The 24426-nt window shown below is 65.5% G+C and carries 25 protein-coding genes; 19 read left to right on the forward strand and 6 right to left on the reverse strand.

Going from position 1 to position 24426, the window contains the following annotated elements:
- Nucleotides 1-4 precede the first annotated feature (4 nt).
- Nucleotides 5-1501, reverse strand: coding sequence for an NAD-dependent succinate-semialdehyde dehydrogenase (locus tag EXZ48_RS03805; protein ID WP_130514375.1), 1497 nt, complete (start codon nt 1499-1501; stop codon nt 5-7).
- Between the two features lie 132 nt (nt 1502-1633).
- Nucleotides 1634-2116, reverse strand: a complete 483-nt coding sequence (locus EXZ48_RS03810) for an Lrp/AsnC family transcriptional regulator (protein ID WP_023516072.1) — start codon at nt 2114-2116, stop codon at nt 1634-1636.
- A 66-nt stretch (nt 2117-2182) separates the two neighbouring features.
- Here EXZ48_RS03810 and EXZ48_RS03815 point away from each other — a divergent pair, with 66 nt between their 5' ends.
- The 19 genes from EXZ48_RS03815 (at nt 2183) to EXZ48_RS03905 (ending at nt 20529) form a co-directional block, all read left to right on the forward strand.
- On the forward strand, nt 2183-3604 hold the full coding sequence (locus EXZ48_RS03815; protein ID WP_245461945.1) for a PLP-dependent aminotransferase family protein: 1422 nt from the start codon (nt 2183-2185) through the stop codon (nt 3602-3604).
- A 123-nt stretch (nt 3605-3727) separates the two neighbouring features.
- Nucleotides 3728-4513: an ectoine/hydroxyectoine ABC transporter ATP-binding protein EhuA gene (ehuA, locus tag EXZ48_RS03820; protein ID WP_130514377.1), complete on the forward strand. Its 786-nt coding sequence runs from the start codon at nt 3728-3730 to the stop codon at nt 4511-4513.
- Between the two features lie 69 nt (nt 4514-4582).
- Complete coding sequence (gene ehuB, locus EXZ48_RS03825; protein ID WP_371687637.1) at nt 4583-5428, forward strand: ectoine/hydroxyectoine ABC transporter substrate-binding protein EhuB; 846 nt, start codon at nt 4583-4585, stop codon at nt 5426-5428.
- Between the two features lie 205 nt (nt 5429-5633).
- Nucleotides 5634-6293, forward strand: coding sequence for an ectoine/hydroxyectoine ABC transporter permease subunit EhuC (gene ehuC / locus EXZ48_RS03830; RefSeq protein WP_130514379.1), 660 nt, complete (start codon nt 5634-5636; stop codon nt 6291-6293).
- A gap of 2 nt (nt 6294-6295) precedes the next feature.
- The gene (gene ehuD / locus EXZ48_RS03835; protein WP_023516077.1) at nt 6296-6958 is read left to right on the forward strand and encodes an ectoine/hydroxyectoine ABC transporter permease subunit EhuD; all 663 of its coding nucleotides are present in this window, start codon (nt 6296-6298) and stop codon (nt 6956-6958) included.
- The gene (gene eutA, locus EXZ48_RS03840) at nt 6958-7740 is read left to right on the forward strand and encodes an ectoine utilization protein EutA (RefSeq protein WP_130514380.1); all 783 of its coding nucleotides are present in this window, start codon (nt 6958-6960) and stop codon (nt 7738-7740) included. Before ehuD ends, eutA begins: the two co-directional genes overlap by 1 nt.
- A complete protein-coding gene (gene eutB, locus EXZ48_RS03845; protein WP_130514381.1) occupies nt 7737-8744 on the forward strand; it encodes a hydroxyectoine utilization dehydratase EutB in 1008 nt (335 codons plus the stop codon). The genes eutA and eutB overlap by 4 nt, the downstream gene beginning before the upstream one ends.
- Nucleotides 8741-9733 carry an ectoine utilization protein EutC gene (gene eutC / locus EXZ48_RS03850; RefSeq protein WP_130514382.1) on the forward strand — a complete coding sequence of 331 codons (993 nt, stop codon included), beginning with the start codon at nt 8741-8743 and terminating at the stop codon, nt 9731-9733. The genes eutB and eutC overlap by 4 nt, the downstream gene beginning before the upstream one ends.
- 49 nt (nt 9734-9782) lie before the next feature.
- Nucleotides 9783-10964, forward strand: a complete 1182-nt coding sequence (gene doeA / locus EXZ48_RS03855; protein WP_130514383.1) for an ectoine hydrolase DoeA — start codon at nt 9783-9785, stop codon at nt 10962-10964.
- A 3-nt stretch (nt 10965-10967) separates the two neighbouring features.
- The gene (gene doeB, locus EXZ48_RS03860) at nt 10968-11960 is read left to right on the forward strand and encodes a N(2)-acetyl-L-2,4-diaminobutanoate deacetylase DoeB (protein ID WP_130514384.1); all 993 of its coding nucleotides are present in this window, start codon (nt 10968-10970) and stop codon (nt 11958-11960) included.
- Nucleotides 11961-12055: 95 nt separating this feature from the next.
- Complete coding sequence (locus EXZ48_RS03865; RefSeq protein WP_050744973.1) at nt 12056-12670, forward strand: cupin domain-containing protein; 615 nt, start codon at nt 12056-12058, stop codon at nt 12668-12670.
- A gap of 138 nt (nt 12671-12808) precedes the next feature.
- Complete coding sequence (locus EXZ48_RS03870) at nt 12809-13750, forward strand: substrate-binding domain-containing protein (protein ID WP_130514385.1); 942 nt, start codon at nt 12809-12811, stop codon at nt 13748-13750.
- Between the two features lie 69 nt (nt 13751-13819).
- On the forward strand, nt 13820-14620 hold the full coding sequence (locus EXZ48_RS03875; protein ID WP_023516085.1) for an ATP-binding cassette domain-containing protein: 801 nt from the start codon (nt 13820-13822) through the stop codon (nt 14618-14620).
- Nucleotides 14621-14706: 86 nt separating this feature from the next.
- Nucleotides 14707-15627, forward strand: a complete 921-nt coding sequence (locus tag EXZ48_RS03880) for an ABC transporter permease (RefSeq protein ID WP_245290450.1) — start codon at nt 14707-14709, stop codon at nt 15625-15627.
- Between the two features lies 1 nt (nt 15628).
- Nucleotides 15629-16720, forward strand: coding sequence for a phosphotriesterase (locus tag EXZ48_RS03885; protein WP_130514386.1), 1092 nt, complete (start codon nt 15629-15631; stop codon nt 16718-16720).
- Between the two features lie 28 nt (nt 16721-16748).
- Nucleotides 16749-17513 carry a glutamine amidotransferase gene (locus EXZ48_RS03890; protein ID WP_023516088.1) on the forward strand — a complete coding sequence of 255 codons (765 nt, stop codon included), beginning with the start codon at nt 16749-16751 and terminating at the stop codon, nt 17511-17513.
- 24 nt (nt 17514-17537) lie between these two features.
- Nucleotides 17538-18449: a PfkB family carbohydrate kinase gene (locus tag EXZ48_RS03895; protein WP_130514387.1), complete on the forward strand. Its 912-nt coding sequence runs from the start codon at nt 17538-17540 to the stop codon at nt 18447-18449.
- Between the two features lie 5 nt (nt 18450-18454).
- Nucleotides 18455-19288, forward strand: a complete 834-nt coding sequence (locus EXZ48_RS03900; protein WP_023516090.1) for a BtpA/SgcQ family protein — start codon at nt 18455-18457, stop codon at nt 19286-19288.
- Nucleotides 19285-20529: a Zn-dependent hydrolase gene (locus EXZ48_RS03905; RefSeq protein WP_130514388.1), complete on the forward strand. Its 1245-nt coding sequence runs from the start codon at nt 19285-19287 to the stop codon at nt 20527-20529. The genes EXZ48_RS03900 and EXZ48_RS03905 overlap by 4 nt, the downstream gene beginning before the upstream one ends.
- A gap of 3 nt (nt 20530-20532) precedes the next feature.
- On the opposite strand, the gene EXZ48_RS03910 is transcribed toward EXZ48_RS03905, so the two are convergent.
- From EXZ48_RS03910 to EXZ48_RS03925, 4 genes are read right to left on the reverse strand one after another with little or no spacing between them, the layout of a single operon-like run.
- Nucleotides 20533-21822 (reverse strand): aspartate aminotransferase family protein, encoded by a 1290-nt coding sequence (locus tag EXZ48_RS03910; RefSeq protein ID WP_130514389.1) that lies wholly within the window; start codon nt 21820-21822, stop codon nt 20533-20535.
- A gap of 13 nt (nt 21823-21835) precedes the next feature.
- Nucleotides 21836-22504, reverse strand: coding sequence for a cysteine hydrolase family protein (locus tag EXZ48_RS03915; protein ID WP_130514390.1), 669 nt, complete (start codon nt 22502-22504; stop codon nt 21836-21838).
- On the reverse strand, nt 22501-23529 hold the full coding sequence (locus EXZ48_RS03920) for a branched-chain amino acid ABC transporter permease (protein WP_130514391.1): 1029 nt from the start codon (nt 23527-23529) through the stop codon (nt 22501-22503). Before EXZ48_RS03920 ends, EXZ48_RS03915 begins: the two co-directional genes overlap by 4 nt.
- Nucleotides 23530-23532: 3 nt before the next feature.
- Nucleotides 23533-24423, reverse strand: coding sequence for a branched-chain amino acid ABC transporter permease (locus tag EXZ48_RS03925; RefSeq protein ID WP_130514392.1), 891 nt, complete (start codon nt 24421-24423; stop codon nt 23533-23535).
- Nucleotides 24424-24426: the final 3 nt, after the last annotated feature.

Raw genomic sequence — 24426 nt, forward strand, 5'->3', positions numbered from 1 at the left:
AAAATCATGCCGCCGTGTCGATGCACAGATATTTCAGTTCCGTGAAGGCCTCCATGCCGTGGCGCGAGCCCTCGCGGCCGAGGCCGGATTGTTTCCAGCCGCCGAAGGGGATCGGCCCGCCGGTGATCTTCATGCGGTTGACCGCCACCATGCCGTATTCCAGCGCGCGGGCAAGCCGCATCTGCCGCGCGCCGTTCTCGGTGACGACATAGGCGACAAGGCCGTATTCGGTTTCGTTGGCGCGGGCGATCACCTCCGCCTCGCTGTCGAAGGCCGTGACGGCAGCGACGGGGCCGAAGGTTTCCTCACGCATGATCAGCGCATCGTCGGAGACCTCGGCAAGAAGCGTCGGTTCGTAGAACAGCGGGCCGGCCTTGTGGCGCTTGCCTCCTGTGAGAACCTTTGCCCCTTGTTTGACGGCATCGGCCACCTGTTCTTCCACCTTGGCGATGGCGCGCTCGTGCATCAGCGGGCCGATCTCGACATCCGCGTCCAGCCCGGCGCCGACCTTCAGCGCCTCGATGCGCGCCTTGAAGGCCTTGGTAAAGGCGGTAAGCACGGGGCGCTCGACATAGATGCGGTTGGCGGCAAGGCAATCCTGCCCGGACGTCGCGAACTTGGCGCCGACGGCGATATCCGCGGCCTTGTCGATATCGGCGTCGGCGAAGACGATCAGCGGTGCATGGCCGCCGAGCTCCATGACGAGCCGCTTCATGGTCGGCGCGCACTGGCCGGCGATCAGCTTGCCGATCTCCGTCGAACCGGTGAAGCTCATGGCGCGCACACGGGCGTCCGCGTTCATGCAGCCGACAATGGTGGCGGCGTTGCCCGTCACGACATTGAAGACGCCTGCCGGGAGGCCGGCCCGCTCGCCGAGTTCGGCAAGGGCGAGCGCCGAGAGCGGCGTTTCGCTGGAGGGATGGGCGACGACCGTGCAACCGGCGGCAAGCGCTGCGGCAGCCTTGCGGGTGATCATCGCGGAGGGGAAGTTCCACGGCGTCACGATGCCGACGACGCCGAGCGCCTCGCGCCGCACGATCATCTCGGCGCCGGGCAGGTGGCTCGTCACGCTCTCGGCGTTGAGGCGCTTGCCCTCCTCGGCATACCACTCGATGAAGGAGGCGGCATAATCGATCTCGCCGCGGGATTCCGCGAGCGGCTTGCCCTGTTCCAGCGTCATCAGCAGCGCGAGGTCCTCGCGCGCTTCAAGGATCAGCCCGTGCCATTTGCGCAGGGTTTCGGCGCGCTGCTGCGGCAGCAGATCCCGCCAGGCGGGAAAGGCCTGCGCGGCGGCTGAAACGGCCTCCGTCGTCTGGCCGGCATCGAGCGCGGCGGCCCAGGCGAGCGTTGCGCCGGAGGCGGGGTCCGTTACGGCAAAACTGTCGCCGTCGCGGCCGGCCACCCAGCGACCACCGACATAGGAGAGTTCGCGCAGCAGATGCGGATCGCTCAGGCGGGCGAGCGCATCGTGAAAAACGGTCCGGGCGAATAGGGCGGTCAAGTCGGCCTCCTCTGGCTGTGTCGACCATGAGTCTGCCAGAGGCGGGGGCAAAAGATTGTCTATTGCCGGGGCTGGCCGCAGAGACTTTGGCCAAACCCGCGACCACGCGTAGACAATCTCTCTACGTCGCGATCAGTCCGGGGCCGGCAGCAGCGTTGCCAACGGCAGTGCGGTCTCCTCCTTCACCGTCTTGGTGACGATGTAGGTAAAGTAACGGTCGATGCCGAGCTCACGGTCAAGCAGATCGTCGACAAGCCGCTGGTAGGCGTCGATGTCGGGCGCCATGATCTTCAGGATGTAGTCGACGCCGCCGCCGACGGACCAGCAGGCGACGATTTCCGGTGTCGCCGCCACCGCACGCTCGAAACGGTCGAAATCCGCCTGGCGGTGGTTGGCGAGCGTCACTTCCATCATAACGCTGGCGACGGGCGCCAGGCGCCGCACCGCGACGCGCGCATGATAGCCCGTGACGATGCCCGCTTTCTCCAGCTTGCGCAGCCGTAGCCAGCAGGGCGTCGGGGAAAGGCCCGCCTTCTCCGCCAGCGCCAGCTTGGTGATGCGGCCGTTCTCCTGGATCGCCTCCAGGATGCGCAGGTCGATGGCGTCGAGTTTCATGCGGTCGCCCTCCGGGCGAAGATCATGTCAAAGCTTGGAAAAAGACAATGGAAAGGCATTTTGGCGTTGTCAATTGGACTGAATTTGAGCACTGTTGAAATCATGACAAATTGGCGACCCGATATATCCCAATTGCGCCGGCCGGCCTACCTGTCGCTTGCCGAGCAGATCGCCCGCGCCATCCAGGAGGGGTTGCTGCCCAACGGTACACGCCTTCTGCCACACCGCAAGCTCGCCGACGAGCTGAAACTCTCCGTACAGACCGTCAGTCGTGCCTATGACGAACTGATCCGCCGTGGCCTGATTTCCGGCGAGATCGGCCGCGGCTCCTTCGTACAGACGCGGCCGAAGGAGCCGGAGCCGCCCTATCTGCCCGAGCGGCTCGGCGAGCTGGTCGACCTGTCGATCCTGAAGCCCGTCTGCGAGCAGATCCACCTGGAGCGCATGCGCGCGGCCTTCGGCTGGCTTGCGGAAAACCTGCCGTCGAGTTCGGCGCTCTCCTTCCGGCCCAACATGGTGTTCCCGCGCCACCGCACCGTTGCCTCCGAATGGCTGGCGCGCTGCGGGCTCGACATTTCGCCGCTGAACATCAGCCTTACAAACGGCGCGACGTCGGGCATGACGGTGGCGCTGATGAGCGTCGCGCCGCCGGGCGCGACGGTCGCGACGGAGGCGATCAGCCACCACACGCTGGTGCCGCTCTCCACCTATCTCGGCCTGCACCTGGAGGGGCTGCCGATCGACCGCGACGGCATGATCCCGGAGGCGCTGGACGAGGCCTGCCGAAAGGGCGTCATCCGCGCCGTCTTCCTGCAGCCCTCCGTCATCAACCCGACCGCGACGCTGATGAGCGCGGAGCGGCGGCAGGCGCTGGCCGAGGTGGCGCGGCGCCATGACATCGCGATCATCGAGAACGATATTCTAGGGCCGCTCGTCGCGGAAAGGGCGCCGCCACTTACCGCCTATGCGCCGGAGCGCACGCTCTACGTGACGAGTTTCACCAAGATCACGGTGCCGGGCCTGCGCATCGGCTATCTCGCCGCGCCCGACCGCTATGTCGCGGCCGTTGCCAACCGGCATCTCGTCTCGAACTGGATGGCGACGCCCTCCATTGCCGAGATCGCCACGCGCTGGGTCAGCGACGGCACGGCGATGGAGCTCGTCAGCTGGCAGCGCCGGGCGCTGGCGGTGCGACATGCCATTGCGGAGGAGGTCTTCGCCGGCCTGCCGTACCGCTCGCATCCACAGAGCCTGCATGTCTGGTTGCCGCTGCCGGAAGGACATACGGAGGAAGGCTTCGTCTCGCAGGCGCGTCTGCGCGGCGTCGCCATCGCGCCCGGCTCTTCCTTCCGCACCGCGGATCAGGGCTGGCAGCCGGCGGTGCGCATTTCCCTCGGCTCGACGACGGAGCAGGAACTTCGCACGGGCCTTGGCATTCTGGCTTCACTGGCCAGCGGGAACCCGGAGGCGTTGCTGCTCGCGATTTGACGATGGGTGCCCGGAAAATGGGCGATGAAACAATAATTGTCATGAGATTATTATCTACATTGACATGATTTCGATCGCCGCGCATCGTTAGGCCATCACTTGTCTCAACAGGGAGAGACATGCATGGCCGCACCCATCATCCGCATCGACAACATCGTGAAGCGCTACGGTCCCTTGACCGTGCTCGACGGGCTGTCGATGGAGGTGCTGCCGGGCGAGAAGCTTGCGCTCATCGGCCCCTCCGGCTCCGGCAAGACGACGATCCTGCGCATCCTGATGACGCTGGAGACGATCAGCGGCGGCCATATCGAGGTCGATGGCGACCAGCTCTACCACATGCCGAAGAACGGCGGCCTGGTGCCGGCGGACGATCGCCACTTGCACAGGATGCGCGAGAAGATCGGCATGGTCTTCCAGCACTTCAATCTCTTTCCGCACAAATGCGTGCTCGACAACGTCACGCTGGCGCCGATGCTGACCAAGGGCGTCGCGAAGGCGGCGGCCGAGAAGCGGGCGATGGAGTTGCTCGACATGGTGGGCCTTGCCGACAAGGCGAGGAACATGCCCGCCCAGCTGTCCGGCGGACAGAAGCAGCGTGTCGCCATCGCCCGTGCTCTCGCGCTTTCTCCCAAGATCATGCTGTTTGACGAGGTGACCTCGGCGCTCGATCCGGAGCTGGTCGAGGAGGTGCTGAACGTCATGCGCAAGCTCGCTTCCGAGACCGACATGACCATGCTGCTCGTCACGCACGAGATGGGCTTTGCCCACGATTTTGCCGACCGCATCCTGTTCTTCGATCGCGGCAAGATCGTCGAGGAGGGCAAGCCGGACGAGATTTTCCGCAATCCAAGGCAGGAACGCACGCAAACCTTCCTGCGCAAGATCATCGCGGCAGGGCACCGCGTCTGAGGGGTGTCCCTCGGAAACAACGCTCCAAACAACAACCAGGGACAGCCAGAGGAGTTGGAAACAATGAGCATGAGGACATTTTTGACCATTGCCGCCAGCGCGAGCGCGCTGATGGCGGTCGTTGCCGCCGCGCCGGCTTTTGCCGATGACAGCAAGCTTGCGGAACTGAAGGAACAAGGCTTTGCCCGCGTCGCCATAGCCAACGAGCCGCCGTTCACGGCGGTCGCCGCCGACGGCAAGGTTTCGGGCGCCGCGCCCGATGTCGCCCGCGAGGTCTTCAAGCGCCTCGGCGTTGCCGATATCGTCGCCTCGATCTCGGAATATGGCGCGATGATCCCGGGGCTCCAGGCCCGCCGCCACGACGTCGTCACCGCCGGTCTTTTCATGAAGCCGGAGCGTTGCGCCGCTGTCGCCTATTCGGAGCCGGTCCTGTGTGACGCGGAGGCTTTCGCGCTGAAGAAGGGCAACCCGCTCGGTTTCAAGAGCTACAAGGACATCGCCGACAATCCGGACGCGAAGATCGGCGCGCCGGGTGGTGGCACGGAAGAGAAGCTGGCGCTCGAAGCCGGCGTGCCGCGTGACCGCGTCATTGTCGTGCCGGACGGCCAGAGCGGCCTGAAAATGCTCCAGGACGGCCGCATCGACGTCTATTCGCTGCCGGTCCTCTCGATCAACGACCTCGTTTCCAAGGCGAATGATCCGAACATCGAGGTCGTCGCGCCTGTCGAGGGCGCTCCGGTCTATTGCGACGGCGCTGCCTTCCGCAAGGGTGACGAAGCGTTGCGGGACGCCTTCGACGTCGAGCTCGCCAAGCTGAAGGAGACGGGCGAGTTTGCCAAGATCATCGAGCCCTATGGCTTTTCCGCCGCCGCGGCGATGTCGACGACGCGCGAAAAGCTCTGCGCGGCGAAGTGAGGATGGCGGATTTGCCCCTCATCCCGCTGCCGCGACCTTCTCCCCGCAAGCGGGGAGAAGGGGCTGGTGGCCACGGTTTCCCATCATCAAGTGTCTTTGATGGACGGAAGTCGGCTCCTGTTCTCCCTTCTCCCCGCTTGCGGGGAGAAGGGGCCGGCAGGTGGATGAGGGGCGCTGCCCCGTCGAAGCTAACTTGGAACACACCATGACCGACTGGTCCGGCTATATAGGCTTGATCCTGCAAGGCGCGCTGGTGACGCTGCAGCTCACCGTGATGGGCTCGGCGCTCGCCGTTGTCATGGCGTTTATCGCCGGGCTCGGGCGCGTCAGCCGCTTCATGGCGGTCCGGGCGCTGGCCACCGCCTACATCGAGTTCTTCCGCGGCACCTCGATCTTCGTGCAGCTCTTCTGGGTCTATTTCGTGCTGCCGCTCACCGGCGTCACGCTGTCGCCGCTCCAGGCCGGCGTTCTGGCGCTGGGGCTCAATGTCGGAGCCTACGGCGCGGAGGTGGTGCGCGGCGCGGTCAAGGCGATTGGCCGGGAGCAGCGCGAGGCCTGCATCGCGCTGAACTTGACGCGCGGCCAGGCGATGCGCCATGTCATTCTGCCGCAGGCGCTGCCCTTGATGCTGCCGACCTTCTGCAACAACGCAATCGAACTTCTGAAGGCCACGGCCGTCGTCTCGCTGATCTCGCTCACCGACATGACATTCCAGGCCCAGGTGGTGCGCGCGCAGACCGGCAGCACGCTGATCCCCTTTGCGACGATCCTCGTCCTCTACTTCCTGATGGCGCTCGCCATCTCCACCAGCATGCGCTGGCTGGAGCGCCGGATCACCCGTGGTCTCGATGGTGTGAGGACCTGACGATGGAATGGGACTGGAATTTCGTCTGGGAAATCATGCCGACCCTCCTCGAGGGGCTGAAGATCACCATTCTTGCGACCGCTCTCGGTGCGGTGCTCGCCGCAGCCATCGGCCTCGTCTTCGCGATCCTGCGCATGACGGCGCCGAAACCGGTTGCCAGGGCCACGGGCTTCGTCGTCGAGTTCATTCGCGGCACGCCGCTGCTCGTGCAGCTCTATTTCATCTTTTATGTGCTGCCGGACATCGGCATCCGGTTGCCGGCGCTGCTCGCCGGCGTCATCGGGCTCGGCCTGCACTACGGCACTTATGCCGCGGAGGTGTATCGCGCGGGCATCGAGAACGTGCCGCGCGGGCAATGGGAGGCGGCGAAGGCGACGAACCTCAGCGGCCGCCAGACCTGGATCCACGTCATCCTGCCGCAGGCGATCCCGCCGATGATCCCGGCCCTCGCCAACTATCTCATCGCCATGTTCAAGGAGACGCCGCTGCTGTCGGCCATCACGGTGCTGGAACTGATGAACCAGGCGAAAAGCGTCGCCAACAGCAGCTATCGCTACATCGAGCCGATGACGTTGGTCGGCGTGTTCTTCCTGATCATGAGCCTGATCTCCGTCGTCTTCCTGCGCTGGCTGGAAGAACGTTACGCCCGGGTGGAGGAACGCTGATGCGCACCTTTGATCTCGCGCTCGCTTCCCGCGCACCAAAACTCGACGACCGGCCGCTGGAAAAACGTCTCGGCCTGATCATTCTGGCGACCGACCACACGACGGAGGTGGACTTCCAGCGCATGGTGGCGAATGAGCGCATCGGCGTCTACGCCACCCGCATTCCCTATGCCAATCCGGTGACGCCGGAGAACCTTGCCGCCATGCAGCCCTCGTTGACGGCGGGCGCGGCACTGATCTTGCCGGACGAGTCCCTGGATGTGGTGATGTATTCCTGCACCTCGGCCTCCGTCGTCATCGGCGATGCGATGGTGAAGGCCGCGATCAGGGCAGCCAAGCCCACCGCCACGGTCGTGACGCCGACCGCTGCCGCGGTTTCTGGCCTGAAGGCCCTCGGCGCGAGGCGGATATCCGTGCTGACGCCCTATACGCTCGACACCAGCCGGCCGATGGCCGACTATTTTCTGGCGCTCGGCTTCGACATTGCCCGTTTCACCTGCCTCGGCCTCTCCGACGATCGGGACATGGCGCGGATTTCCCCGGAAGAGATCATCGCCTTCGCGAAGGAAGCGACGGCGCCGGATTGCGACGCGCTCTTCATCTCCTGCACTGCCGTGCGCGCGGCGGGCGTGGCGGCGAAGATCGAGGCTGCCATCGGCAGGCCGGTCGTTACCAGCAACCTCGCCACCGCCTGGGCGTGCCTGCACCTTTGCGGCGACGAGACCGCCCGGCCGGCGCTCGGCCGGCTGATGACCTGCGCCTATCCGGGCGGTGACGCATGACGACGTCAGATCTCCCCGTGACCATGGCAGATATCGAGCAGGCGGCCCGGCGCATCGACGGTCGCATCCTGCGCACGCCCTTCGTGCCGTCGGCATCGCTGGCCGAGCGCTGCGGCGTGCCGGTCGGGCTGAAGCTCGAGCACCACCAGACGACCGGCAGCTTCAAGCTGCGTGGTGCGACGAATGCCGTCCTGTCGCTCTCGCCGGGCGAGCGGGCGCGTGGCGTCGTGGCGGCCTCGACCGGCAACCATGGCCGGGCGCTTGCCTATGCGGCGAAGGTCGAAGGATCGGTCGCGACGATCTGCATGTCGCGGCTGGTGCCGGAGAACAAGGTCTCGGAAATCCGCCGGCTCGGCGCCGATGTGCGCATCACCGGCCGGTCGCAGGACGAGGCGCAGGTCGAGGTGGAGCGACTGGTGGCCGAAGAGGGCCTCGTCATGGTGCCGCCCTTCGACAACAGGGCCGTGGTGGCCGGGCAGGGCACGCTCGGACTGGAGATCGCGGAGGCGATGCCGGATGTGTCGACCGTGCTTGTGCCGCTCTCCGGTGGCGGGTTGGCAGCAGGTGTCGCCGCGGCGGTGAAGGGGCGTGTTCCGAAGGCGCGCGTCATCGGCCTCACCATGCAGCGCGGTGCGGCGATGAAGGCGAGCCTTGTTGCCGGACGGCCGATCGAGGTCGAGGAGGTCGCAAGCCTTGCGGATTCCCTCGGCGGCGGCATCGGCCTCGACAATGCCGTGACCTTTCAGATGTGCCGCGCGCTGCTCGACGATGTGATCCTGCTCTCCGAAGCGGAGATCGCCGCCGGTATGCGCCATGCCTATGCCGAGGAGCGTGAGGTGATCGAGGGGGCGGCGGCGGTCGGCATCGCGGCGCTGCTCTCCGGCCGGCTCGGCCGGCTGGACGGTCCGGTGGCCATCGTCCTTTCCGGCCGGAATGTGGATATGGGCCTGCACAAACGGGTTCTTGACGGCGCGGTGGATCCCTTTGCGGAGGAGAGGGCGTGACGACGATGAAGATACTCACCGAAGCGGAGTTGCGGCGCATCGTCCCGCTCGATCTCGAAGCGATCGACTGCGTGGAGAATGCGTTTCATGCGCTCGCCACCAAGGCCGTCGCCATGCCGCCGATCCTCCGGCTCGACATTCCCGAGCATCGCGGCGAGGTGGATGTGAAGACCGCCTATGTGCCCGGCCTCGATGGCTTCGCCATCAAGATCAGCCCCGGCTTCTTCGACAACCCGAAGATCGGCTTGCCGAGCACCAACGGCCTGATGGTGCTGTTTTCGACGAAGACCGGCCTCGTGCAGGCCGTCCTGCTCGACAACGGCTATCTCACGGACGTGCGCACCGCCGCGGCCGGCGCGGTGGCGGCGAAGCATCTTTCGCGTGAGGACGCCTCCGTTGCCGCGATCCTCGGTGCGGGCATGCAGGCGAAACTGCAGCTTGAAGCCTTGAGCCTGGTGCGCCCCATCCGGGAGGCGCGCATCTGGGCGCGGGAGGTGGAAAAGGCGGAGGCTGTCGCGGCGGAGCTGGCGAAAAAGCTCGGTTTTCCCGTGCGTGCCGACGCGAGCGGCCGGGCGGCGGTCGATGGCGCGGATGTCGTGATCACCACGACGCCGTCGGAAACGCCGATCCTCAAGGCCGATTGGCTCCAGCCGGGCCAGCACGTCACCGCGATGGGCTCGGATGCCGAGCACAAGAACGAGATCGAACCTGCCATCGTCACCGGGGCGGGTCTCTATGTCGCCGACAGCCTCAAGCAGACGCGCAGGCTTGGCGAGTTGCACCACGCCATCGAGGCCGGCCTTGTGACGGAGGGCGCCCTCTTCACCGAACTCGGCGAGATCATTGCCGGGCGCAAACCGGGCCGCTCCGGCCCCGAGCAGATCACCGTGGCGGATCTTACCGGCACGGGCATCCAGGACACCGCCATCGCAACGCTCGCCGCCGCTCGCGCGGCGGCGGCCGGGGCCGGCGCGACCTTCGAAAGTTGAGACCGGCCTCCCGTTAGCGGAAGACCAGCCGGGTACAGAGGAAAAACCGATGAAACAAGCGAACCTGAAGTTCTCACTTCCGGAATATGAAACGCGTCTTCAAAAGACGCGAAAGGCCATGGAGGCCAAGGGGATCGACGTCCTGATCGTCAGCGATCCCTCGAACATGAACTGGCTGACGGGCTACGACGGCTGGTCCTTCTACGTACACCAGTGCGTCGTCGTACCGCCGGCCGGCGAGCCGATCTGGTACGGCCGCGGACAGGACGCCAATGGCGCGAAATTCACCGCCTATCTGAAGCACGAGAACATCATCGGCTATCCCGACAACTATGTGCAGTCCACCGAACGCCACCCGATGGACTATCTCTCCGCCAGGCTTGCCGAACGCGGTCTCGAGAAAATGACCATCGGCGTCGAAATGGACAACTACTGGTTCTCCGCCGCGGCTTTCGCCTCGCTCCAGAAACACCTGCCGAATGCCCGGTTTGTCGATGCCACTGCGCTCGTCAACTGGCAGCGCGCGGTCAAGAGCGAGACGGAAATCCGATACATGCGCAATGCCGCGCGCATCGTCGAGAAGATGCACCAGCGCATCTTCGACAGGATCGAGGTCGGCATGCGCAAATGCGATCTCGTCGCCGAGATCTATGACGCCGGCATCCGCGGCACGGAGGGCATCGGCGGCGACTATCCGGCCATCGTGCCGTTGCTTCCGTCCGGCGTCGAGGCCTCCGCGCCGCATCTCACCTGGGACGACCGGCCGATGAAGTCGGGCGAGGGCACCTTCTTCGAGATCGCCGGTTGCTACAACCGCTATCACCTGCCGCTCTCGCGCACCGTCTTCCTCGGCAAGCCGACACAGGCCTTCCTCGATGCCGAAAAGGCGACGCTGGAGGGTATGGAGGCGGGCCTTGCCGTGGCCAAACCCGGAAACACCTGCGAGCACATCGCCAACGCCTTCTTCGCGGTGCTGAAAAAGTACGGCATCGTCAAGGACAACCGCACGGGCTACCCGATCGGTGTCTCCTATCCGCCGGACTGGGGCGAGCGCACGATGAGCCTTCGCCCCGGCGACAGGACCGAGCTCAAGCCGGGCATGACCTTCCACTTCATGACGGGCCTCTGGCTCGAGGACATGGGCTTCGAGACGACGGAGAGCATTCTCATCACCGAGACCGGTGTCGAATGCTTCGCCGACGTGCCGCGCAAGCTTCTCGTGAAGGACTGAACCATGCGCGCTTCTCCTATTGCGCCCACAGTCGATTTCTCAGCCGAAGGCGTGCAGCACGGCTTCCTGCGTCTGCCCTACAGCCGGGACGATTCGGCCTGGGGCTCTGTGATGATCCCGGTGACGGTCATCAAGAACGGGGAGGGGCCGACCGCGCTCCTCACCGGCGGCAATCATGGCGACGAATACGAGGGGCCGATCGCGCTCTTCGATCTTGCCCGTTCGCTGAGAGACGAGGAGGTGACCGGCCGCATCATCATCGTGCCCGCGATGAATTATCCGGCCTTCCTTGCCGGCACGCGCACCTCCCCGATCGACAGGGGCAACATGAACCGGAGCTTCCCCGGCGCGCCGGATGGAACGGTGACCCAAAAGATCGCCGACTATTTCCAGCGCTCGCTGCTGCCGCTCGCCGATGTCGTTCTCGACTTCCATTCCGGCGGAAAAACGCTTGATTTCCTGCCTTTCTGCGCCGCCCACATCCTGCCCGACAAGGCGCAGGAGGCAAAGGCCTTCGACCTCGTCAGCGCCTTCGGCGCGCCCTGGTCGATGAAGATGCTGGAGATCGATGCGGTCGGCATGTACGACACGGCCGCCGAGGAGATGGGCAAGGTCTTCATCACAACGGAACTCGGCGGTGGCGGCACGGCGACGGCGAAAAGTGCCGGCATCGCCAAGCGGGGCGTCGCGAATGTGCTGAAGGCGGCGGGTATCCTGAGAGGCGCGGTCGGGGCGTCCGGGACGACCTGGCTCGACATGCCCGATGGCAGTTGCTTCTCCTTTGCCGAGGACGGCGGGCTCATCGAACCGCTGTTCGATCTCGGCGATCAGGTCGCGGCCGGTGCCGTTGTTGCCCGTATCTATCCCGTTGGCCGTACCGGCGCCGCGCCGCTGGAGGTGACGGCGAAGATGGACGGCATCCTTGTGGCACGCCATTTCCCTGGGCTGGTCAAGCCCGGCGATTGCGTCAGCGTGCTTGCGGTCGTCGTCGCTTAAGTGGCGCCTGACGGGCGTGCGGCGGTCTCTGGACAGCCGTCGATTGAAGGATTTATGATTGCGGTCTCGATCAATGCGATACTCATATCATGAACATGCTCAAGCCGCCTTTACCGTCTGACAGCAGCCGGGAGGACAGGATCCAGTCGAATCCCGTGCGGCTCGGCGCGCGCCTGAAGCTCGCCCGCCAGACGCGCGGGCTGACGCTGAAGGCGCTCGCGCTGGCGGCGGAATGTTCCGAAAGCCTGTTGTCGAAGATCGAGAACGGCAAGGCTTCACCCTCGCTGCCCATGCTGCACCGCCTGGTACGGGCGCTCGATTCCAATATCGGCTGGATGTTCGAGGAGACCGATGGCGAGGAGGGCGTTGTGTTCCGCGCGGGGACCCGTCCGCTCATCGCGCTCGATCCTCTCCGGCGCGGCGAAGGCATCTCGCTCGAGCGCATCATTCCCTATTCGACCGGCCATCTTCTCCAGTGCAACATCCACCATATCGACGCAGGCGGCCAGAGCGCCGGGCCGATCCAGCATGTCGGGGAAGAAGTGGGATACGTGCTGGTCGGCGAGATCGAGCTGATGATCGGTGACAAGACCTTCCGGCTTTCGGCGGGCGACAGTTTCGTGTTCAATTCCGAGCTTGCGCACTGGTATCGCAATGTCGGAGCCGAGCGTGCCTCGATCTTCTGGGTGAACACGCCGCCAACCTTCTGATATTCCTCTTTAAAAATCTCCCCAGCGGATTTTGCAGGCGCGCAATTCAAGTCTCTTGACATAAATTCAAGTCACTTGAATAATGCCTCTCGTAAATTCCGGTTGCCGCCAACGGCATCAAACAAGGGGAACATCAAAATGGGTCGGACCAAATATCTCCTCGGCTGCGCTGCAGCCGTTGCCATGACGCTTTCCATGGGCGCCGCAAACGCCTTCGCCGATACGTTCGCGCTCGTCACCATCAACCAGCAGGCGCTGTTCTTCAACCAGATCAATGACGGTGCCAGTGCGGCGGCCAAGGAAGCCGGCGCCGAGCTCGTCATCTTCAACGCCAACAACGTGCCTTCTGCCCAGAACGATGCGATCGAGACCTACATCACCCAGAAGGTCGACGGCATCATTCTGGTCGCCATCGATGTCAACGGCGTGAAGCCGGCCATTACCGCCGCCAAGAATGCCGGCATCCCCGTCATCGCCATCGACGCGCAGATCCCCGATGGCGACAACATCGCCTTCGTCGGCGTCGACAACACGGCGGCAGGCGGTGAAATCGGCAAGTTCTTCTCCGATTACGTGAAGAGCGACATGGGCGGCGCGGCCAAGGTCGGCGTCGTCGGCGCGCTCAACTCCTTCATCCAGAACCAGCGCCTCGACGGCTTCAAAGCGGCGGTCGGCGAGGGCGGCCAGAAGGTCGAGTTCCTCAACACCGTGGACGGCCAGAACGTGCAGGACGTCGCGCTTGCAGCGGCGGAAAACCTGATGACCGCCAATCCCGACATGAACGCGCTCTACGCCACCGGCGAGCCAGCGCTGCTCGGCGCAGTCTCCGCCGTCGCCAGCCAGGGCCGCGGCGACACGATCAAGGTCTTCGGTTGGGACCTGACGAAATCCGCCATCGACGGCATCGACCAGGGTTTTGTCACCGCCGTCATCCAGCAGGACCCGGCCGGTGAAGGCAAGGCCGCCGTCGAAGCGCTCGTCAAGGTGAAGAAGGGCGAGACAATCGAGCCGATCATCAACGTTCCGGTGACGATCGTCACTAAGGCGAACGTCGACCAGTATCGCGATATGTTCAAGTAAGCCGAACCGCCGCTGCCCGGTCCGCTTGGCGGATCGGGCAACCGGAACCTCCTCCAGGGGCCATCGAACATGACCGATAGTGACGTCAGCCGCGTCCGGATGACCGGCATATCCAAGCGCTATGGCGCTTTGCAATCGCTCGACAACGCCTCGCTCAACCTCAAGCCTGGCGAAGTGCTCGGGCTGGTGGGCGACAACGGCGCGGGAAAATCCACCATCAGCAAGGTGCTTTCGGGCGCCGTCATCCCCGATACCGGCACGATAGAGATCGACGGCCGGCCGGTTTCCTTCACCTCTCCGGCGGAGGCGCGCGCCGCGCGCATCGAAATGGTCTACCAGGACCTCGCCCTCTGCGACACGATCGACGTCGCGGGCAACCTCTTCCTCGGCCGCGAGCCGAAGCGGCGCCTCGCCGGCGTGCCGATGCTCGACAAGCGGACGATGCACGAGCGGGCGCGCGACATGCTCTCCAATCTCGGTATCGTCATTCCCGACACACGCATGAAGGTGGAGAACCTCTCCGGCGGCCAGCGCCAGTCGATCGCGATCGGCCGCGCCGCGTCCTTCAATCCCTCCGTTCTGATCATGGACGAGCCGACGGCAGCCCTTGCCGTCGCCGAGGTCGAGGCCGTTCTCGAACTCATCCGTACCGTCTCGAAGCGCGGGGTTTCCGTCATCCTCATCACGCACCGGCTGCAGGACCTGTTCCTGGTCTGCGATCGCATCCAGGTGATGTACGAGGGCCGGAACGTCGCCGAGCGGCGCATCGAGGACACCAATATCGAGGATGTCGTCAATCTCATCGTCGGGCGGAAGTTCACCGCCCGTTCTGCCGGCAACAATCATCAGGAACGAGGCGCCTCCGCATGAGCTCCGAGCCCAACGCCTATTCCAGCCATCCCCCGCGTCTGCGTGAGGCGACCATCCTCGACAAAATCGTCGCCAATGGCGGCGTCATGTCGATCGCGCTGTTCTTCATCGTCTGCTGCCTCTTCTTCGCGGTGACGACGGATGCCTTTCTCACGGCGCCGAACCTTCTGAACATCATCCGCCAGTCCGCGCCGCTGCTGATCGTCGCTGCCGCCATGACCTTCGTCATCACGACAGGCGGCATCGACCTTTCCGTCGGCTCCGTCCTCGCGCTGACCGCCACGCTGTCCGCTGCCGCCCTGCAGGCCGGCGTTCCCTGGCCGCTCGCCATTCTGCTGATGCTCGCACTCGGCGGCACGGTGGGGCTGATCCAGGGCTATTTCATCGCCTACGAGCGCATTCCCGCCTTCATCGTCACGCTCGCCGGCCTTTCCGTCATCCGCGGCTTCGCGCTTCTGATCACCGGCGGCTATTCGATCCCGATCGAACCGACGAGCCCGTTCGTCGCCATCGGTAGGGCCTGGATCCTCGGCATTCCGGCGCCGGCGCTCATCGCCATCGTCGTGCTGATCGTCGCCTATATCGCCTTCAACGAGACCCATTTCGGCCGCTACGTCACCGGGGTCGGCGCCAATGCGGAGGCGACGCGCCGGGCCGGCGTCAACACGCAGCGCATCATCCTCTGGGTCTATGTCCTGTCGGGTGCAGCTTCGGCAGCGGCTGGGGTCATCCTCTCCGCCCGCCTCGGCTCCGGCTCCTCGAATGCGGGGCAGGGATTCGAGCTCGATGTTATCGCGGCCGTGGTGCTTGGCGGCACCAGCCTGTTCGGCGGGCGCGGTTCACTCGTCGGCACGATTCTCGGGGCGCTGACGGTCGCGGTGCTGGCGAACGGCCTCATCCTGTCGCATCTTTCGCCCTTCTTCACACCCATCGTCACCGGCTTCATCATCCTGGTCGCGATCTGGCTCAACTTCCGCCTCTTCAAGGGCGGGGCGAGGGGACGCTGACATGCTCGACCACCTCTTTGCCGAGGAGCCGAGGAAGCGCCATCCCATCGGCGTGAAGTCCGGCACCGCAATGACCGTGACCGGCCCGATCCCCGTCGACGACCTCGGCGTGACGCTGATGCACGAGCATATCTTCCTCGACGGCGCACGCAGCTGGATCTGCCCCTGCCATCCCGACGAGAAGGCGATCGCCGAGCAGAAGGTTTCCATCGAGATCGTCGGTGACCTCCGGATGAACCCCTACATGAACCGGGACAATGTCTCGCTCGATGACGGGGACCTGGCGCTCAGCGAGTTGAAGCGTTTCCAGGGGCTGGGCGGCTGCACCGTGGTGGAGACGACGAATTTCGGTATCGGGCGCGACGCGGCCGGTCTTGCCCGCATCGCCCGCATGTCCGGGCTGCGCATCGTCATGGGCACCGGCTTCTACCTCGAACACACCCATCCTGACTGGCTGAAGGCGATGGATGTGGAAGAGGTGACGCAGTTCATCGTCGCGGATGTCGGCGGCGGCGAGAGCCAGCCGGAGATCATGGCGGGTATCATCGGCGAGGTCGGCGTCAGCCGGAACTTCACCGCCGAGGAGGAAAAATCGCTGCGCGCCTCGGCGCGGGCGGCGCGCATCACCGGTCTGCCGCTCTCCATCCACCTGCCCGGCTGGGAGCGCCTCGCCCACCGCGTGCTCGATGTGGTGGAGGAGGAGGGGGCCGATCCCGCGCATACCGTGCTCTGCCACATGAACCCGAGCCACGGCGACCCAGACTACCAGATGGCGCTCGCAAAGCGCGGCGCCTTCCTGGAGTATGATATGATCGGCATGGACTACTACTATGCCGACCAGGACGCCCAGTCGCCGTCCGACGAGGAGAACGCCCGCGCCATCGCGGCCCTCGTCGACAAGGGGTTTGCCGACCGTCTGCTGCTCTCGCAGGACGTGTTCCTCAAGATCATGCTCACCCGTTACGGCGGCTTCGGCTACGGTTATATCCTCAAGCATTTCCTGCCGCGCCTGAAGCGGCACGGCGTCGAGCAGGCGGCGATCGACCGCATGCTGATCGACAATCCGAAATCCGTTTTCTCCGCCGCGCATTGAGCGCCGGCCAACCGTTCAAGGAGTTACCATGACCAAGAAGAAAGTGCTGCTCGCCGGCGAATCCTGGGTGTCGACCGCGACCCATATCAAGGGCTTCGACCAGTTTCCGACCGTCACCTACCACACCGGCGCCGATGAACTCTTGAAGGCGCTGAAGGACAGCCCGTTCGACGTCACCTTCATGCCGGCGCACGAGGCGCAGAAGGAGTTTCCGAACACGCTGGAGGGCCTTGAGGCCTATGACGCCATCGTGCTCTCGGATATCGGCGCCAACACGCTGCTCCTGCATCCCGACACCTGGATCCATTCCCGCCGCACGCCGAACCGCCTGAAGCTGCTGCGTGACTACGTCGCCAAGGGCGGCGCGCTCCTGATGTTCGGCGGCTACTATTCCTTCCAGGGCATCAATGGCGGCGCGCGCTTCCGCAACACCGCCGTCGAAGAAGTCCTGCCCGTCTCCTGCCTCTCGGTCGATGACCGAGTCGAGGTGCCGGAGGGCTTTACGCCCGTCGTGTCAGGCGATGCGTCGCACCCGATCCTGTCGGGCATTTCCGGCGAATTCCCCTACCTGCTCGGCTTCAACGAAGTGACGCTGAAGGACGGCGCCAACCAGCTGATGACGGTCTCCAGCGAGTACGGCTCGTTGCCGCTGCTCGTCACCGGCACCTATGAAAAGGGCCGCACGCTGGTCTGGACCTCCGATGTCGGCCCGCACTGGCTGCCGCCGGAATTCATCGCCTGGCCGGGCTATAAGACCCTGTTCGAGCAGATGCTCGCCTGGGCGACGGACTGACCGGAGAGCCCAGGAACGCGTCCCATGACCATTCACGTCGTCGGCAATGTCTGCATCGATACGAGCTTTCGCCTGGAGCGCTTGCCGCTGCCCGGCGAAACGTTGAATGCGACCGCTGCCGGCGACGGCCCGGGTGGTAAGGGCGCCAACCAGGCGGTCGCCGCGACACGCACGGGGGCCGCGGTGGCCCTCTGGGCGCCGGTCGGTCGCGATGCGGCGAGCGACTGGGTAGAGAGGCGGATCGCCGCCGAAATCCCGGCGCTTCACCTCCTGCATCTCGATTTGTCCTGCGACCGCTCGGTGATCATGATCGACCGTGACGGCGAAAACGTCATCGTTACCGCCGCAGCCTGTGCGGAAGCCTTCGACCCGCTCGCCATGACCGCCCTCGGCGACACATGGGCAGCCGGGGACATCCTTCTGATGCAGGGCAATCTCCCGCAGGCGGCGACACTGGCCTGCCTGGCGGCGGCGCGGTCCGCAGGCCTCGTCACGGTCCTCAATCCGAGCCCGCTGCCAGCCGACCCGTTCGATCTTTCGGCGGTGTCGCTCATCGTCGTCAACCGGCCGGAGGCGAAAGCCCTGACCGGCGAGGCCGCTGCCGAGCGCGCCGCGCACCGCCTGCTCGCCATGGGCGCCGGCAGCGCCATCGTCACGCTCGGCAGCGCAGGCGCCCTGCTTCTCGATGAGGGGGCCTCGTCCGGCATCCGCCTGCCGCCCGGAGAGGTGGAGGCCGTCGATGCCAGCGGCGCGGGTGATTGTTTCGCGGGCACGCTGGTGGGCCTTCTTGCCCAGGGGGCATTGCTGCCGGACGCCGCGCTGCTGGCGACACGAGCGGCCGGTATTGCCGTCGGCCGCCCCGGCACGCTCTCCTCCTTCCCGACCCGGGCGGAAATCTCCGCCCTTACCAAGACACTGAAACTGGAAAACGTGTGATCGCCATGAGCAACCCTATCGGACGACAGGACAAGGATACGCTGAAGACGCTTTTCGGGCGCGACAAGCCGGTGATCGGCGTGGTGCACCTGATGCCGCTGCCCGGCGCGCCGCGGTATGACGACGAAGGCGTTGATGCAATCTACGAGCGCGGCCTCTCGGATGCGCGCGCCTACCTCGCCGGCGGCTGCGATGCGCTGATCGTGGAAAACCACGGTGACGTGCCCTTCGCCAAGCCCGACGATATCGGTCATGAAACCTCCGCCCATATGGCCGTCATCGCCGACCGCATCCGCCGCGAACTCGGCCGGCCCATCGGCATCAACGTGCTCGCCAATGCGGCGATCCCGGCGCTTGCCATCGCCTCGGCGTCGTCGGCCTCCTTCATCCGCGTCAACCAGTGGGCCAACGCCTATATTGCCAACGAAGGTATCGTGGAGGGAGAGTCCGCCCGCGCCATGCGCTACCGCGCGCAGCTTCGCGCCAAGGGTATCCGCATCTTCGCTGACGCCCATGTCAAGCACGGCGCACATGCCATCGTCGCCGACCGGCCGGTGGAAGAGCAGGTCAAGGACCTCGTTTTCTTCGACGCCGACGTCGTCATAGCCACCGGCCAGCGCACCGGCCATACGGCTGATCTCGGCTATATCCGCATGATCAAGGAGGCCGCCTCGCTGCCGACACTGGTCGGCAGCGGCGTCACCCACGACAATGCCAATGACATCCTTGCCGTTGCCGACGGCGTCATCATCGCCAGTGCCCTCAAATATGACGGTGTCTGGTGGAACGCGGTCGATCCAGACCGGGTGAAGCGTTTCATCGCAGGCCTCGGCCGATGAGCCGGCAGCCGGAGGTCAACTCCCCGCGCCTCCTCAGATCCGTTGCCGACTTCGCGGCCATCGGCGCGACACCCGCCGGCGGCGTCAACCGGCAGGCCTTGAGCGTCGAAGATCGTGCTGCCCGGCGGCTCCTCGCCGAACGCGCAATGGCCCGCGGTTTCAGCGTGTTTCAGGATGAAGCGGCCAATCTCTTTCTCCGCCGTGAAGGCCGGGATACGGCGCTGCCGCCGCTCCTTATTGGCAGCCATCTCGACAGTCAGCCGACCGGCGGCCGCTTCGACGGCGCGCTCGGCACGCTCAGCGCCTTCGAGGCGCTGGAGGCGCTCGCTGACGCGGGCATAGAGACGGACCGCGCCATCGAAGTGGTCGCCTTTACCAACGAGGAGGGCAGCCGCTTCTCACCGGGATGCATGGGCTCCATGGCCTTTGCCAGGGCGGGCAGCATGTCCGATTGGCGGGGTGCGCAGGCGACGGACGGTGCGCTGCTTGCCGACGAACTGGCAGCGACGCTCGATGCCTTGCCCCAGGCCGGGGTGCGCCCCATCGGGCACCCGATCTCCGCCTTTGTCGAACTGCATATCGAGCAAGGCCCCATCCTTGAACGCGAGGATGTGCCGATCGGTGTCGTCACCGCTGTTCAGGGCACGAAGTGGCTGGAGGTCGCCTTCTCCGGCGAGGCGGCGCATGCCGGCACGACGCCGCTCGAGTTCCGCAAGGATCCCATGGGGGCGGCTGCGGCCGCCATCGCGCGTATCCAGGACGATATCATGCCTGCCGATCCCGAAGCGCGGCTGACGGTCGGCCGCATTGCTGCCGAGCCCGGCTCCATCAATGTCATCCCCAGCCGGGTCTCCTTTACCGTCGATATCCGCCATCCGGACGCAGCGACGCTTGCAGCGATGGAGCAGCGTGTGAGGGAGGAATGCGAGGGGGCTGGCGAGCGGTGGGGTTGCAGGACGGCCATCCAGCAACGGGTCGATATGGCTCCCGGCCGCTTTGCCCCATCGGTGACGGCGGCTATCGAGGAGACGTGCCGGGCGCTCGGCATCCGTTGCCGGCCGATGGTGTCGGGCGCTTTCCACGACGCGCTCTTCGTGGGTCGGGTTGCACCGGCGGCGATGATCTTCGTGCCGTGCCGGAACGGCATCAGCCACAACGAGGCGGAGTTCGTCTCCGACGAACATATCATCGCCGGTGCACGCACCCTGCTGGGCGTCGCGCTTCGCCTCTCGGCCGCCTGAAACCTACCAGCCGGCGAAGTCCGCAAGCAACGCTTCGTCGACACGCCCCGCCGCGACATCGGCGAGCGCCTGGCCGAGGATCGCGACGCCCTCCTGCGCTTCCGCCTCCGTCAAGGTCAGCGGCGGCGTAAACTCCAGCACGTTGGAATTCACGCCGACATAATAGAGCACGAGGCCGAGCTGGAACGCGCGGTAGACCGTCAGCGCCGTCTGGCGTGCGTCCGTCAACTCGACCCCGAGGGCGAGGCCGCGGCCGCGTACATCGCCGATCAGGGCGTGGCGGGCGGCGAGGCGGTCGAGCGCCTCGCGCAGCACGCGGCCCGTCCGCTCGGCGTTTGCCACCAGGTTGTCGCGCTCGATGGTGTGCAGCACGGCGAGCGCCGCCGCGGCGCAGACGGGATTGCCGTGTACGGTCTGCAGCGAAAAGGCGACGGCGTGGTTCAGGATCGCCTCCGGGCCGACCACCGCCGAAATCGGCAGACCACCGCCGAGGCCCTTGCCGAAGACGGCGATATCGGGCTCGATGCCGAAATGGGCGAAGGCATTGAAGCGGCCGGTGCGGCCGAGGCCGACCTTCACCTCGTCCGAGACGATGAGGATACCGTGTTTGCGGCAGAGCGTTTCCACTGCCGCGAAAAACCCGTCCGGTGGAACCAGCATGCCGCCATCCGACTGGATCGGCTCGATGAAGAAGGCGGCGACCTCCTGCGGCGGGACCTCCGTCGCGAAAAGCTTTTCGAGGTGGGCGAGGGCGGCGTCCTTCGCGGCATCCGGGCTGCCGGCGGCGTAGCTGTTGGGGTAGGGTATGAGCGTCAGGTTTTTCGCCCGCGCGCCCTGTTGCGACGGGTGGCCAGAGACGGCCATGGAGCCGACGGTGCCGCCGTGATAGGCGCCGTCGAAGGCGAAGATGCGCGGCCGGCCGGTGGCGGCGACGACCATGCGGGCGACCGTCTCGTTGGCATCCGAGCCGGAATGTCCGAACCAGACGCGGCCGCGGGCGCGCTCCGGCACGAGGGACAGCAGCTTCTCGGCGAGGAGAACGCAGGGTTCGTTGGCGGTGGAGAGGTAACTTGCGCCCGCCTGGTCGGAGAGCGCGCGGTTGACCGCCTCGCGGATGGCCGGATGCGCATGGCCGAGGCTCGCTGCGCCCCAGGAAGCGGCAAAATCGAGCAGCTTTCGCCCGTCGTCGCCGGTCAGATAGGCCCCGTTTCCGCCGACCACCGCCTGCGGAAAGAAGCGCAGATGCGCCATCGTCGAGACCGATCGGCTTTCGCGGGCGTAGAGGCCAGACATGTCGCTCTCCTCGTTATTTGAAGAAGGTCAGGACCTCGTCGAGCTGGACGACGTGGCAGTAGATCATGTTGATGATCTCCAGCTCGCGCTGGTGCAGCTCGTCCGTCGCCGCCGCGCCGCAATCGTCGACGACGACCACGCCGAAACTTTCATCCGCAAGGCTGCGCACGGTGGAGGAGACGCACTGGTCGGTGAAGATGCCGCAGCAGATGACGTCCTTGATGCCCATGTTGTGCAGGATCAGGCGAAGGTTCGTGCCGGTCAGCGCGCTGTCGGTCGTCTTGGTGATGACGATCTCGTCGGCGCGCGGTTCGAGTTCCGGCACGACCTGGCCCTCGGGCAGTTCCTTCGGCAGCAGCAGGTAGTTGAAGCCCGGTTTCTTCTGGCTCAGCGAGCGGTCGCGGCCATCCGGCTTCTGGCAGGCGATGCGGGCGAAGATGACCTCCACCTGGCGTTTGCGGCATTCCTCGATCAGTCGTGCAGTGTTCGGAATCACCGTGCCCCGCATGCGATCGTAGAAGGGTTGCCAGCGGGCGGTTTCCTCCAGCGTGTCCTTCGGGTCGAGGTAAGTGTTCTGGATATCGATGACGAGCAGGGCCGTCGTTGCCGGATCGAGCGCGATGTCGTCCGGTTCCTCGGCGTTGGCGTAGTAGAAGGAACGGTAGGCGGTTTTCCAGCTCACGACGAAAACTCCTTCTTGCGGCGGGCGCGGGTGAGGATGTGGCCGATCTCCCGGTTCGGGAAGAGGCCGCCGGGTTTGACGATCATCACGGCGATCATGGCGAGCGCCAGCACGATCTCGGTGAGGCCGACGACCTGGCCGGCGCCGATGGCGGTGGCGTTCAGCGCGCCCTCGGTGCCGCGCAGGCCCTCATAGGCGAAGGTGATGAGGATGGTGCCGGCGACGGCCCCCGTCACGGTATTCGCCCCGCCGATCACCAGCATGGTGATGATGAGGAAGGTTTCCTTGAGATAGAAGGCTTTTGGCGCGAAGGATGTGATGAAGTGGCCCCACAGCGCGCCGCCGATGCCGGCGATGAAGGCGGCGAGGATGAAGGCACGCCAGCGCAGGTGCGGGATATCGGCGCCGAGCGCGGCGGCCGCGACCTCGTCTTCCCGCGAGGCGCGCAAAAGCTTGCCGGTGCGCGATTCCTTGAAGAGCAGGGCCACGACGATGACCACGGCCGCGACGATGGCGGCGATCGGCATGCCCGTGGTCTTCGGCAGGCCGAAGAGGGTGCGCGGGCCGTTGGTGAGGGCGCTCCAGTTGTTCATGACCGTGTAAAGCACGACGAGCAGCGCGAAGGAGGTGATGACGGCCGCGGCATCCGAAAGCCGCATCAGGGGATAGGCGACGACGGCTGCCACCAGCGCGGCGACGATGCCGGCCACCAGCATGGCGGGGAGCGGCGAGATTTCCACCACCTTCAGGAACTCGTAGAGGTCGGGCAGCGCCATGCCCTTCATCTGCGCCGGGATGGTCAGCACGGCGGAGGTGTAGGCGCCGAAACCCATGAAGCCGATATGGGCGAAGGAGAGCAGGCCGGAATTGCCCATGAAGGTCTGCAGGCCGACGACCAGCACCAGCGAGATCAGGAGGTTGGTGGCAATGCGGTCGTAGAGGCGGATGCCGAGGAGCTGGCTGCCGATGGCGATGGCGGCGACGACGGCGATGAGGATGAGCGCGGTGAGATAGGAATGTTTCATGGGTCAGGTCCTCTGCCCGCTAGCCGGGCCCTTGATGAGGCCTTGCGGACGCCAGAGCAGGATCAGGATGACGAGGCTGAAGGTGAAGGCGTCGCGGAATTTCAGGAGGTCCTGCGACAGGGTGTAGTTGAGCGTCGTATCGATCAGCGCCAGCAGGAAACCGCCGACGACGGCGCCCGGAAGGCTGCGCATGCCGCCGATGACGGTGGCGATGAAGGCGACGAGCAGCGGTTCGAGCCCGATGCCGGGAACGACCGTACCGATGCGCCCGATCCACAGGATGCCGACGACGCCGGCAAGGAAACCCGACAGCGCGAAGGCCGAGGAGATGATGAGGTTCGCCGGCACGCCGAGCATGCGCGCCATGGTGAAGTTGGTCGCCGCTGCGCGCATGGCGATGCCGAGCGTCGTCTTGCGCATCAGGAAGGCGACGGCGGCGAGCAGCACGATGGAGGCGGCGATGGTGATGAGGTTGCGAACGGGCGTGATCGCGCCGCCGATCGAGACGGTCTGCGAAAAGATCTCCGGCAGCGGCACGTTGCGCGGGCGCGGCGAGATGAAGAGCAGGGCGGCGTTCTGCAACAGGTTGGAGAAGGCGAAGGAGGTGATCAGGACGGCGGTTACCGATTTGGCGCGCACCGGACGGAAGGCGGCGTAGTCCGTGAGGATGCCGAAAAGCACGGCCATGGCGACAGCGACGACGGCCATGACCAGCCAGGGCAGGCCCGAACCGCTCGAAAGATACATGGTATAGCCGGCGACCATGATGAGTTCGCCATAGGCGAAATTTACGAGGCGCAGGATGCCGTAGATGATGACGAGGCCGAGCGCCATGAGGGCATAGGCCCCGCCGAGGCTAAGGACGTCGATGACGAACTGGATCGCGAAAGCCATCGG

Origin of the sequence: Shinella sp. JR1-6 (genome assembly GCF_004284735.1) — a bacterium.
In the GTDB taxonomy this organism is placed as follows: domain Bacteria; phylum Pseudomonadota; class Alphaproteobacteria; order Rhizobiales; family Rhizobiaceae; genus Shinella.